The organism is Magnetococcales bacterium (assembly GCA_015231925.1).
In the GTDB taxonomy this organism is placed as follows: domain Bacteria; phylum Pseudomonadota; class Magnetococcia; order Magnetococcales; family JADGAQ01; genus JADGAQ01.
In genome coordinates this window covers 1-11,804 of record JADGAQ010000131.1, presented here as the reverse complement: position 1 = coordinate 11,804, position 11,804 = coordinate 1, and the positions used below count along the sequence as shown (strand labels likewise).

The following is an 11,804-nucleotide window of genomic DNA, read 5'->3' as shown; positions in this document are numbered from 1 at the left end:
CGAGCAGGGCGGGGCCATAGCTCTTTTGCGCACTGCCGTGACCACCGCCGATGGAAAACTTCTCCGGCAGCAACCAGCCTCCGAGACTGCCCAGCAGGGCCGCTCCCAGCACGATGAGGGGAAATGGCACGTTAAAGACGAAGATGGCCAGAAAGGAGAGTTTCGCCAAGCCCCCGAGCCAGACGTTTTTCAAGGCGCGGGAGCCGATGCGCCAGGCCGCCGCCAGCACGATGGCCACCACGGCGGGTTTGACCCCCTGAAATATCCCCGCCACCCAGGAAAGGTGACCGAAAGCGGTGTAAACCCAGGTCAACCCCACCAGCAAAAAGAAAGAGGGCAGCACGAAGAGGGTTCCGGCCACCAGCCCCCCCTTGGTGCGATGCAGCAGCCAGCCCAGATAGATGGTCAGTTGCTGGGCTTCCGGTCCCGGCAGCAGCATGCAGTAGTTGAGGGCGTGCAAAAAGCGCCGCTCGGAGATCCAGCGGCGCTTTTCCACCAACTCCTGATGCATGACGGCCAACTGCCCGGCGGGACCGCCGAAGCTGATGAAACCCAGCTTGAGCCAGTAGAGGAAGGCCTCCCGAAACGCGGGCGGCGGGGGCGGCAGGTCGGGAGATGGCATGGAGAGCTTTCCGTCGGAAAGTGAAGAGGTTCTTCGACAATGCCTCAGAACACCCGCTTCGGCAATGGGAAAAGCTCGCATCGCCCCTTCCCGCCACACTCCCCTCCCCGTTTCAAGGGCCGTTTGACCCTTTCGCCAGCGGCGGCTTCCAGCCCGGATGGGCGAAGAGATGGCCATAGCTCTCCAGGGCCTGAACCAGGATCACGGCAGCTTCGGAACGACCGGCCTCCAGGGCGCCGATGCCCTGCAGAATCTTTTCCAGCACGCCATGCAACCCGGCATCGGCATCCGGTGGCAGTTTGCAGTTTTCAACCATGAAGTCGACCTGTTTGCCGAGGAACAGGGCCAGGTCGCGATATTCGGTCTCGGTGAAGTGCTTCTCCTGAAGGCGCGGCAGGTCGGCCTCCATCCGGGTGCGGATGGAGGCCATGGCCTGACGCAGCGGGGCATCGGTCGCCCAGGGTTGAGCCGGATTCGCCGGCGCAACGGAGACCGCCGGGGCATGTCCGGAATGGGCATGCTCCCCGGCCAAGGCCACGGGGGCGAAAATCAACAGGGACACAACGCCCAGACTCATCGTGGATTTCGGTAATTTCATCAAGATACTCCCGTTGATTGGTTGATACGCTCACATTGAGGACACTCAATCGTCCTCTTTCCGACCCGATTTCCCCCCGGCACGATCGATCACCGGGGAGTCGCCCGACCAACCCTCGCGCCAGCGCCCCGACTTCCAGAGGCGTTCGGCGTCGTCTTCGTCGGCGTTGCGATGGCAGAGGACACATTTTTCATAGTCACGGATGCCCTCCTTGAGATGCTTCTTGCGTATATTGCCCGCGGAGTGTTCGTGACAGCCGTAACAGGTGTATTGTTTGTAATCGTTTTGCGGATGACAGATCACACAACCCACCTGGTGATCCCGGTCGAAGGCGAAATATTTCCGGTGTTCGAAGGAGGCGGGTTTCCACTTCTCCATGCCGTGACACGAGCTGCAGGAGGCGTCGGCCTGCCGGTGCAGGGTATCCTTGGGCGGTTGATGACAGGAGAGGCAGCGGCTTCGGGTGCTTTCTTCCAGCAAGCCGTGGGAAAAACGCCCGGTCACACGGTATTTGGCCACACCCGCGTGGTCGCTGTGACAGGCGATGCACTCCTGACCGGTCAGCCTCTGGTGGAAGGGCACGGCGACTTTGTGGCCCGCAAGGGGCAGACCCTTGCTGTTGCGCAAGCCGATATCGGCCACCTTGTGGCAGGCGACGCATTTGGCGTCGGCAGCCCCGAAAAAGCTGTCGTGACAGGCGAAACAGTCGGTATTCAGATGGCGATGCGCCGCCATGACCTCACCGGGGGCGATCATCCGGTGGGGATAGAGGAAGAGCAGAGCCGACAGGATCAGCAGATTGAGGAGCATGAGGTATTTCACGGTGCTGTTCATCGCCACTCCCAGAAGAGCAGAATGGTGACGATGTGCGCCACGGCCAGGAAGGCGAAGCCGTAGGAGATGGGGAAATGCACCGTGCGCCACCGGGTCATCTGCTCCAGGGTGACGGCGTCCCAGAACAGCTCCTTGTCGATGGCCTCATCCGACAATCCCCGCTGGCGGAGGGTCTGCCGCAGAGAGGCCACATGGCGACGGGCGCGGTTCAGCAGTCGGCGTCCCACCAGGCCGCTGACCACGTTGACGATCAGGGCCAGGGTGGCCAGCCAGGGCAGAACCGCGTTGAAATGGACCCCGGCGTGGATGAAGATCATCAAGGCTCCCATCCAGGTGAACAGTTCGTGCAGCTTCAGCAAGGTCTGCGGTGTTCCCGACCGGATGATGCGGCGTTTTTTCAGGGAGTAGGCCAGGGAGGCCACGATCAGCAGAGTGCCCGGAATCCCCAGATAACGACCGACCGAGACGAGATCGAAGCGATGCAGCAGGTAGTCCCCGAGCAGGGTCGCCAGCAGCAACGCCAGGAAGAGGCTCAGAAAGGGCCGAATTTCGGCGCGGAAAAGGGAGTTGCTCATCGTCCGGACCCGTCGGCCTCCACCGGACGACCCTTGACCGCCTGCCAGTCGCGCCAGTGACGCCGGAAGCTCATCGCCGCGAAAGGCAGCATCTGCAGGGCAAGCCCCGTCAGGAGAACCAGGAAAAGCGTCAAAGCGGACATGCGGCAGACTCCCGATCCCGGATGGAAGGTGAACGATCCGTTCCGGAGGCGTGCAGGGCTCCGGGAAGGTTTCATGGTGTGCAGCTTAGCCGGTGAAGCCTGAAACCAGGATGAAGAAGGCGTAACAGGCGACATTCCGGTGGCCGGGCCCTCCGGTCGGTGGCAACAGCGAAACCCTTGACCCGCGCGTCGGGATGAACAACCCTGTGCGGCGGACGTGTTTTTCATCTGGCAGGAGGCTGGAGGTCGCCGTGTTCAAATCCATTCGCCACATCCATTTCGTCGGTATCGGCGGCATCGGCATGAGTGGCATCGCCGAAGTTCTGCTGACCATGGGCTGCCGCATCAGCGGCTCGGATCTGAGCGAAAACGCCAACGCCAAACGGCTCAAGGCGCTCGGAGCCACCATTTATCTGGGACATCAGGCCTCCCAGGTGGCGGGCTGTCAGGCGGTGGTCTACTCCAGCGCCGTCTCACGGGACAACCCGGAGGTGGTGGAAGCCCGGCGACTGCACATACCGGTGGTGGCCCGAGCCGAGATGCTGGCCGAACTGATGCGTCTGAAACACTCCATCGCCATCGCCGGCACCCACGGCAAGACCACCACCACCTCACTGGTGGCCACCCTGCTGGTGGAGGGGGGACTCGATCCCACGGTGGTCAACGGAGGCATCGTCAAGGCGCTGGGCAGCAACGCCCGCCTGGGCAGCGGCGACTTCCTGGTCACCGAAGCCGACGAGAGCGACGGCTCCTTCACCAAGCTGCTGCCTTCCATTGCCGTGGTCACCAACATCGACGCCGAACACATGGAGCATTACGGCACCTTCGATGCGGTGCGCAAAGCCTTCCACGAGTTCGCCAGCCGCATTCCCTTCTACGGCCTGGCGGTGCTGTGCCGGGATCATCCGGAGGTGGCCGGTCTGGCCGCCTCGCTGCCGGACAAACGGGTGGTGACCTACGGGTTCGGTCCCGATGCCGATCTGCAGGCGGTGGATATCCGGCAGGAGGGCATTCGCACCCGTTTCCGGGTGTTGCGCCACGACCAGCCCCACCAGCGGACCGAGGATCTGGGGGAGATGGAAACCAGCCTGGCGGGCCGTCACAACGTTCACAACGCCCTGGCGGCCATCGCCGTGGCCCGTGAGCTTTCCATTCCCTGGGTGGCGGTGCGTCACGCCCTGAGCCATTTCCGGGGGGTGCAACGCCGCTTCGATCTGCTGTGGGAGGATGAAAACCGTCTGGTCATCGACGACTACGCCCACCACCCCACGGAGATCAACGCCACCCTCGAAGCGGCTCGCGGCTCCTGCGGGGATCGCCGCCTGGTGGCCTTCTTCCAGCCGCATCGCTACACCCGGGTGAGGGACCATTACGAGGAGTTTCTGCAGGCCTTCCGCCTGGCCGATCAGGTGGTGGTGGATCGCATCTATCCCGCCGGCGAAACCCCTCCCCCGGGCCTTCTGGAGAGTCGGGGACCGGAGGCCATGTGTCGGGGCATCCAGGCCCAATCCCATGTACCCTGCCGCATCATGCCGGAAGGGACGGAGCCTTACGAGGCCCTCGACGCCCTGCTGGGCGAGGACGCCGTGGCCCTCTTTCTTGGAGCGGGGGACATCACCCGTCTGGCGAAAGGGTACGCCGCCTGGCGTCAGAAGCAGCGGGAAACCGCGTGATCCGGGCCTTTCCGCTGGCCGAACTGGCCGACCGGGTGCGCCATGAGGAGCCGTTGGCGCGGCGCACCACTTGGCGCATGGGGGGCTGCGCCCGCTGGTTCCTGCCCCTGACCGACGTCGGGGAGCTGGCCGGACTGTTGCGGCGCATGCCGCCGGAAGAGCCGCTTTTCCTGCTGGGGGGCGGCAGCAACCTGCTGGTGGCGGATGAAGGTTTCGACGGCTGCGTCATCCATCTGGAAGGGGCCTTTTCGGCCTGTTCCGTGGAAAGGGAGGCTGGGGCACCCTCCAGCCTGTTGCGGGCCGGAGCGGGCCTCTCCACGCGGCGTATGGCCCATATCGCCATCGAGGCGGGATTGGGCGGGGCGGAGTTCCTCTCCGCCATTCCCGGTTCGGTGGGGGGGGCGTTGCGCATGAACGCCGGGGCCTACGGGGCGGAGGTCGCCGACAGCCTGCTCTCCGCCACCCTTCTGGATCCACGGGGGGAACTGCACCACCTGCCCGCTTCCGCCCTGGGCCTGCGTTATCGCCACTGCGACCTGCCCGATTCGTGGATCTTCCTGGAGGCCACCTTCCGCCTGCACCCCGAAAAACCGGAAGTCGTCCGGGAGCGGTTGCGTCGCATCAACCGCCGACGCGCCGCCAGTCAGCCGCTGAACCACCCTTCCGCCGGATCGACCTTCAAGAATCCGCCGAACGGCCCCAAAGCCTGGGAGCTGATCGACGACGCCGGTCTGCGCGGGGTGAGCCGGGGCGGGGCCCAGGTTTCGGAAAAGCACAGCAATTTTCTGATCAATCGGGGCGGGGCAACCGCTACGGAGATGCGCGATCTCATCGCCCTGGTGCAGGAACGGGTGCTGGCCCGGAGCGGAATTCTGCTGGAGACGGAGGTCATTCTGCTCGGGCCTTCCGGGCGGCGCGAGCCCCCTTTTCGGTCGATGAAAGATTCTCCTTTACCAACAATCGGTTAGGAATCGCTGCAAAGGGATTTCATCATCCATGCACTTTTTGACTTGAACCCCCTTCCCTTCAACCCTTTTAATATGGAGCTGGGAAGGGCATCGTCAGGGAGTGGGAGCGCATGGCGCAACCCGTTTCCGATGGCGCATTGGCCGGGCAGGGAGGCACGAGTATCCATGGAGTACCAAGTGCGGGACAACAAGTGGCGCCAGGCCAAGGTCGGGGTACTCCTGGGAGGGCTTTCGGAAGAACGGGAGGTCAGCCTGCGCAGCGGCAAGGCCATGGCCACGGCGTTGCGTCGCCAGGGTTTCGACGTCACGGAGATCGACGTGGCCCGGGATCTGCCCGCCCGCCTGGTGGCGAGCGGCATACAGGTGGCGGTGCTGGCCCTGCACGGCCCTTACGGCGAGGACGGCACCGTTCAGGGGCTGCTGGAGATCCTGGGCATCCCCTATACCGGATCGGGGGTGGCCTCTTCCGCCAACTGCATGGATAAAGGTCTGTGCAAGCGCCTGCTGCGGGACCAGGGTCTGCCCACCCCGCCCTGGGTGATCTGCCGGGGCCGTCTGGCGCCGGACAGCGACGAGACCACCCGCCGCTCGGAGGCCCGACGCCTCGCGGAGGAGGTCCGGGCGGCCGGACTGCGTTATCCCCTTTTCGTCAAACCCCACCGTTCCGGCTCCAGCGTCGGTATCGCCCGTGTCGCCACCTTCGAGGAGCTGGCCGGGGGACTGGCCGGAGCCCTGGCGGTTTCCGCGGAGATTCTGGTGGAGCAGGGTGTTATCGGACGGGAAGTCACCCTCTCGGTTTTTGACGGCCAGGGTCTGCCGCTGGTGGGCATTCTGCCCTCGGACACCTTTTTCGACTACCACTGCAAATATACCGCCGGGCGGACCCGATATCCCATCCCTCCCCCGGACCTGGACGAGGAGACCATGGCCGAAGCCACCCGACTCGGTGTGGCCGCGTATGAGTGTGCCGGATGCCGGGGGCTGGCCCGGGTCGATCTGATGATCGACGCCGACAACAAACCCTGGATCCTGGAAATCAACACCATTCCGGGGATGACGGAAACCAGCCTGGCGCCCAAAGCGGCGGCCCATGCCGGTCTCTCCTTCGATGCCCTGGTCGAACGCATTCTGGCGGGAGCCACGTTGGAACAATGTGGCGCAGGCTGCTGATCTTCGTCTTCACCATCGGGCTGGCCGGAGGGGCGTGGTGGCTGAGCATTCTCGCCTTCACCCCCGGCTGGTTCCCCTTGCGGGAAATTCGCGTCCAGGGCAGCGACCATACCGATGTTCAGGAGGCGTTGCGGGTGCTGGAGCTGAACCAGGGCATCAACCTGCTCTCCATCGATCCGGCCATGGTGCGCAGCAGGTTGTCAGTGATTCCCTGGATCCGCCAGGTGGAAGTTTCGCGCGTATTCCCTGGAACGCTGGTCATCGAAATGGTAGAAAAGATCGCGGTGGCCACGGGCAAGGAGGGTGACCGGCTCGTTCTGCTGGATGAGTACGGCATGCCCATCAAACCCCTGGAAATCAACGATCCGGTGGTCATGCCCATCATCTCCGGCATCCAGGATGAGGATCGGGCCAAGGCAATCGTTGACATCATCAACCTGTTGAACAAACATGTCTGGCTCAGACCGGAAATTTCGGAAGCGGTTGGCCTGCCGGGCGGACGCTGGATGTTGTTCACCCGCAGAGGCATTCAACTGCTGCTCTCGCAGGAGGCCAACGAGGATCTGATCCTCCTGCAGCGCATCCAGAATCAGCATCGCATTCTGGACAGGCGGGTCTCCCGCATCGATCTGCGGGTTCCGGGCAAGGTTTTTGTCAAACCGCGCGTTTGATTGGCCGGTTTGGTTTTACAATTGCATGCATAATTGACAAATTGACAAAATTCACAGGATTCGATCCGCTACGGATCGGCAGGATTCCACCCCCTCACCCCCGGATGGGAATATGTCCAAACAGGACCAGAACCTCATCGTCGGTCTCGATATCGGAACCACCAAAATCTGCTGCATCGTCGCCGACCTGCAGCCGGACGGACGCCTGGATGTCATCGGCCTGGGAAACCACCCCTCCCGCGGGCTGAAAAAGGGCGTCGTGGTGGATATCGACTCCACCGTCGAAAGCATGCGCATGGCGGTTGAAGAGGCCGAAATGATGGCCGGCGTCGATATCAACGAGGTCTACGCCGGCATCGCGGGCTCCCATATCAAGAGCCTCAACTCCAACGGCGTGGTGGCCACCAAAGAGGGCGAAGTCACCCCGAACGATATCCAGCGCGTTCTGGAAGCGGCCCGTGCCACCAATGTCCCCCTCGACCGGGAAGTGCTGCACATCATCCCCCAGGAGTACCTGCTCGACGGACAGGACGGCATTCGCGACCCCATGGGCATGGCCGGCGTTCGCCTGGAAGCCCGTGTTCACGTGGTGACCGGCGCGGTGGCTTCGGCGCAGAACATCATCAAATGCGCCAACCGCTGCGGCCTGGACGTGGCCGATATCATTCTGGAGCAACTCGCCTCCTCGGAAGCGGTCTTGACCACCGACGAAAAGGAGCTGGGCGTCTGCCTGCTCGATATCGGCGGCGGCACCACGGACATCGCCATCTTCATCGACGGCTACATCAAACATACCGCCGTACTGCCCATCGGCGGGGATCACATGACCAACGACATCGCCGTGGGCCTGCGCACCCCCACACGGGAAGCGGAGCAGCTCAAGCGCAAGTATGGTTGCGCCCTGGCCTCCCTGGTCAATCCGGAAGAGGTGATCGAAGTTCCCAGCATCAGCGACCGCAAGCCCCGTTCCCTGGCGCGCCACATTCTGGCGGAGATCATCGAGCCACGGGTCGAGGAGCTGTTCAATCTGGTCAACCGGGAGATCACCCGTTCGGGATTCGAGGAGCATATCGCCGCGGGCATCGTGCTGACGGGCGGCTCCTCCATCACCGAAGGCATGGTGGAACTGGCGGAGGAGGTCTTCAACAAACCGGTGCGACGCGGCGTTCCCCAGGGGATCGGTGGTCTGGCCGACGTGGTGGCTTCGCCGATCTATGCCACCGCCGTGGGACTGGTGCTGTGGGCCAGTCGCTACGATACCGGTTCCCCCTCACGGGGTTCCCGGACGGAGTCCGGCGGGGTGAAAACCACTCTTCAGCGCATGAAGGATTGGTTTGGCGGCGTATTTTGATTTATGATGCTTCGGCATGGTCGATTGATGGCAGCAGGGGGACACGGTGAGCATTGAATTTGCGAATTTCGACGGGCTCGAAGCCCGTATCAAGGTAGTCGGCGTTGGTGGTGGCGGCGGCAATGCCATCAACAACATGATCCAGGGCCACCTTGACGGGGTGGAATTCATCGTCGCCAACACCGATGCCCAGGCGTTGTCGCGCAACCTGGCCTCGACCCGCATTCAGATCGGGGAAGGGGTCACCCGGGGTCTGGGAGCCGGCGCCAAGCCCGACGTGGGCATGCGTGCCGCCCAGGAGAGCGAAAATCGCGTTCGCGAGGCCCTCAAGGGCGCGGACATGGTTTTCATCACCGCCGGCATGGGTGGCGGAACCGGAACCGGAGCCGCCCCCATCATCGCCCAGATCGCCAAGGACATGCAGATCCTGACCGTGGCGGTGGTGACCAGACCCTTCAGTTTCGAGGGCAAAAAGCGCATGCAGTATGCCGACACCGGCCTGGAGGAGCTGCGCAAGCACGTCGACACCCTGATCACCATCCCCAATCAGAAGCTGCTCAACGTGGTGGGCAAGAACACCACCATCCTGGAGGCGTTTCGCAAAGCCGACGACGTGCTGTTGCAGGCGGTGCGCGGCATCACCGACCTGATCACCGTGCCGGGTCTGATCAACGTGGACTTCGCCGACGTGCGCACGGTCATGGACGAGATGGGTCAGGCCATGATGGGCGCTGCGGAAGCCTCCGGTGATACCCGCGCCCTGGACGCCGCCACCAGCGCCATCTCCAGCCCGCTGCTCGACGATGTTTCCATCCATGGCGCCAAGGGTGTGCTGATCAACATCACCGGCGGCTACAACCTGGCTCTGCAAGAGGTGGACGAAGCCGCCACCGTGGTGCGTGACATGGCCCACGACGACGCCATCATCGTCTTCGGCGCGGTACTCGACGAGTCGATGGAGGATACGGTGCGCGTCACCGTGGTGGCCACCGGCATCGGCACCGCCGAGCGGGTCGACTACACCAACATGGAAAAGAGCAAATCCGAGCCTCGCCTGGTACATCCGTACACCGGCAACAAGGTCAGCTCCAAGGATCACAAGCCGGCCGTGGTACAACTGGCGGATACCCCCTCCGTGGTGCAAACCTCCACTCGCCATGCCAGCCCGGCCCGCCGCCGACCCGTCGAAGCCGAACCCGCCTCCGCCTCCTCCAAGAAGAGTGACAACGCCGCCGAAACCGATTGGGACGTGCCGACCTTCCTGCGTCGTCAGATGGATTGATTGGTTCGCGTGACACGGTCTTCCCACACCTCGGGAAGGAAAAAGGGGAGAAGCTTGAGGCTTCTCCCCTTTTCGCTTTTTGGAAGTGACAACCGCCTGACCCCTCCTCCGGTGATCGCACCATGTTTGCGGACAGCCCATCGCAAAACGACGACTCAATCGCGCAGATCGTTTAAAAAGAATGACAACGGACAAGTCAACGGATCGAACATTTTCCTTTTTTGCTTTCTAAAGGATATCATATTGAAATATAAAGGATACTACTCATATGGCGTTTCAATCCCGACCGATTTGCCATTTCCTGCTCCGAAAAGCGCAAAATGCCCTTCCAATTTTCCATAATTGGCAAATTACTTGCTTTAATTTTCCATAACGCAGGGAAAAAGGGACGGATCCCGCTCCATCGAACGTTTTTGGGTTGCACAAGGAGCCTTTCCCAGCTAAAAATCGGGTTTTTGTATCAACCCGTCGTTATGGATTCTGGACCAACGGACGGAAAAAGAATGCGTCAACGTACTTTGAAAAATACCATTCGCTGCACGGGCATCGGCCTCCATTGTGGAGAAAAGACCTATTTGTCCCTGCGTCCCGCCCCTGCCAACACGGGCATCGTCTTTCACCGCACCGACGCTAACGGGGCCATCATCCCCGCCCGGGTCGAAAACGTGGTGGATACCCGGCTGTGCACCACCCTGGCCAACGCCGACGGGGTGCGGGTTTCCACCGTCGAGCATCTGCTGGCCGCCTTCGCCGGTCTGGGTGTGGACAACGCCTATGTCGACCTCGACAGCCAGGAAGTCCCCATCATGGACGGCAGCGCCGCGCCCTTCGTCTTCCTCATCCAGTGCGCCGGCGTCGTGGAACAAAAGGCCCTGCGCCGTTACATCCGCATCCGCAAGCCGGTGGAAGTCAGCGACGGCATCAAAAAGGCCATATTCGAGCCCGCCAACTCCTCGCGCATCAGCTTTCTGATCGATTTCGACCATCCCCTGCTCTCCGAGCAAGAGGTGGAAGTGGATCTCTCCGAGATCCTCTTCATCAAGGAAATCAGCCGGGCCCGTACCTTCGGCTTCCTCAAAGAGGTCGAGTCGCTGCAGTCCAAAGGCCTGGCTCGCGGCGGTTCCCTGGACAACGCCATCGTGATCGGCGACTTCCGCATTCTCAACGAGGGGGGCCTGCGTTACGAAAACGAATTCGTACGCCACAAGGTTCTGGACGCCATCGGCGACCTCTTCCTGCTGGGACATCCCATCATCGGCCATTTCCGGGGACATCGCGCCGGGCACGCCCTGAACAACCAGTTGCTGCGCAAGCTGCTGGCCCACGAGGACGCCTGGGAGTTCGTGGAAACCGAGGTCAAACCGCAAAGCAGCCCGGTTTTTCATCAAAGCCACGGGGTGCATGAACCGGTTGCCGCCTTTTCGGTGGGCTGATCGCCTGTCTGCCACAAAAAAGGGCGTCTGGACTCCAGGCGCCCTTTTTTTTATCCGATATACGGGGGTCCGGGGGGGATAATCCCCCCCGGCGGGGTTCGGGGCAGCGCCCCGAGGCGTAGACGTTGACATACCGGGTCGAAGCCCTGAAGAATAGCGCACCAACCCGATCATTTTGCACAAACTTCGGAAACGCTTCGACCCGCCCGGTGGGGGCCAGGGGAGGGACTCATCCTCCCCATCCTTTTTGGCAGATGCGTCGAGAGTTCAATTATTGCTCGAATCGCACCAGCTGCCTCTGGGTGGCGCGTTCAAGAACGGGGAGGATGAAGCCCTCCCCTGACCCCCTCCGGGCGGGTCGAGGGCTTAACAGGGTGTGGAACCAGTTCGGAGTTGGCCATTTCTTCAATTGGCTTCGACCCGCCAAAAGCCAGGTCAACACCTCGGGGCGCTGCCCCGAACCCCGCCGGGGGGGATAATCCCC

General features: G+C 62.5%; 12 protein-coding genes. 7 read left to right on the top strand and 5 right to left on the bottom strand.

The genetic code is table 11. The annotated features are described in order from the left end of the window. The 5 genes from HQL56_13655 to HQL56_13635 all read right to left on the bottom strand — a co-directional run. Positions 1 to 622: chromate transporter (locus HQL56_13655; protein ID MBF0310566.1), on the bottom strand; the 622-nt coding region annotated here is incomplete at its 3' end. 112 nt (positions 623 to 734) lie between these two features. Beyond that, positions 735 to 1,220: a hypothetical protein gene (locus HQL56_13650; protein ID MBF0310565.1), complete on the bottom strand. Its 486-nt coding sequence runs from the start codon at positions 1,218 to 1,220 to the stop codon at positions 735 to 737. A 45-nt stretch (positions 1,221 to 1,265) separates the two neighbouring features. Continuing rightward, positions 1,266 to 2,054, bottom strand: a complete 789-nt coding sequence (locus tag HQL56_13645; protein ID MBF0310564.1) for a class III cytochrome C family protein — start codon at positions 2,052 to 2,054, stop codon at positions 1,266 to 1,268. Then, entirely contained in the window at positions 2,051 to 2,629 is a 579-nt protein-coding gene (locus HQL56_13640) for a hypothetical protein (GenBank protein MBF0310563.1), read from the bottom strand. The genes HQL56_13645 and HQL56_13640 overlap by 4 nt, the downstream gene beginning before the upstream one ends. After that, positions 2,626 to 2,772 carry a hypothetical protein gene (locus tag HQL56_13635; GenBank protein ID MBF0310562.1) on the bottom strand — a complete coding sequence of 49 codons (147 nt, stop codon included), beginning with the start codon at positions 2,770 to 2,772 and terminating at the stop codon, positions 2,626 to 2,628. Before HQL56_13635 ends, HQL56_13640 begins: the two co-directional genes overlap by 4 nt. 194 nt (positions 2,773 to 2,966) lie before the next feature. On the opposite strand from HQL56_13635, the gene HQL56_13630 reads away from it, so the two are divergent. The 7 genes from HQL56_13630 (at position 2,967) to HQL56_13600 (ending at position 11,320) form a co-directional block, all read left to right on the top strand. After that, the gene (locus HQL56_13630) at positions 2,967 to 4,445 is read left to right on the top strand and encodes a UDP-N-acetylmuramate--L-alanine ligase (GenBank protein MBF0310561.1); all 1,479 of its coding nucleotides are present in this window, start codon (positions 2,967 to 2,969) and stop codon (positions 4,443 to 4,445) included. Next, positions 4,442 to 5,413, top strand: coding sequence for a UDP-N-acetylmuramate dehydrogenase (murB, locus tag HQL56_13625; GenBank protein ID MBF0310560.1), 972 nt, complete (start codon positions 4,442 to 4,444; stop codon positions 5,411 to 5,413). The genes HQL56_13630 and murB overlap by 4 nt, the downstream gene beginning before the upstream one ends. A gap of 177 nt (positions 5,414 to 5,590) precedes the next feature. Continuing rightward, complete coding sequence (locus tag HQL56_13620) at positions 5,591 to 6,583, top strand: D-alanine--D-alanine ligase (protein ID MBF0310559.1); 993 nt, start codon at positions 5,591 to 5,593, stop codon at positions 6,581 to 6,583. Further along, the gene (locus HQL56_13615) at positions 6,565 to 7,254 is read left to right on the top strand and encodes an FtsQ-type POTRA domain-containing protein (protein MBF0310558.1); all 690 of its coding nucleotides are present in this window, start codon (positions 6,565 to 6,567) and stop codon (positions 7,252 to 7,254) included. Before HQL56_13620 ends, HQL56_13615 begins: the two co-directional genes overlap by 19 nt. Before the next feature lie 112 nt (positions 7,255 to 7,366). Then, positions 7,367 to 8,605 carry a cell division protein FtsA gene (ftsA, locus tag HQL56_13610; GenBank protein MBF0310557.1) on the top strand — a complete coding sequence of 413 codons (1,239 nt, stop codon included), beginning with the start codon at positions 7,367 to 7,369 and terminating at the stop codon, positions 8,603 to 8,605. A 46-nt stretch (positions 8,606 to 8,651) separates the two neighbouring features. Continuing rightward, positions 8,652 to 9,887, top strand: coding sequence for a cell division protein FtsZ (gene ftsZ / locus HQL56_13605; GenBank protein ID MBF0310556.1), 1,236 nt, complete (start codon positions 8,652 to 8,654; stop codon positions 9,885 to 9,887). A 503-nt stretch (positions 9,888 to 10,390) separates the two neighbouring features. After that, positions 10,391 to 11,320: a UDP-3-O-acyl-N-acetylglucosamine deacetylase gene (locus HQL56_13600; GenBank protein MBF0310555.1), complete on the top strand. Its 930-nt coding sequence runs from the start codon at positions 10,391 to 10,393 to the stop codon at positions 11,318 to 11,320. Positions 11,321 to 11,804: the final 484 nt, after the last annotated feature.

Coding starts and splice junctions, on each gene's coding strand:
- HQL56_13650 (MBF0310565.1), bottom strand. CDS start 1,220: ATGAAATTACCGAAATCCACGATGAGTCTGGGCGTTGTGTCCCTGTTG.
- HQL56_13645 (MBF0310564.1), bottom strand. CDS start 2,054: ATGAACAGCACCGTGAAATACCTCATGCTCCTCAATCTGCTGATCCTG.
- HQL56_13640 (MBF0310563.1), bottom strand. CDS start 2,629: ATGAGCAACTCCCTTTTCCGCGCCGAAATTCGGCCCTTTCTGAGCCTC.
- HQL56_13635 (MBF0310562.1), bottom strand. CDS start 2,772: ATGTCCGCTTTGACGCTTTTCCTGGTTCTCCTGACGGGGCTTGCCCTG.
- HQL56_13630 (MBF0310561.1), top strand. CDS start 2,967: ATGAACAACCCTGTGCGGCGGACGTGTTTTTCATCTGGCAGGAGGCTG.
- HQL56_13615 (MBF0310558.1), top strand. CDS start 6,565: ATGTGGCGCAGGCTGCTGATCTTCGTCTTCACCATCGGGCTGGCCGGA.
- ftsA (MBF0310557.1), top strand. CDS start 7,367: ATGTCCAAACAGGACCAGAACCTCATCGTCGGTCTCGATATCGGAACC.
- HQL56_13600 (MBF0310555.1), top strand. CDS start 10,391: ATGCGTCAACGTACTTTGAAAAATACCATTCGCTGCACGGGCATCGGC.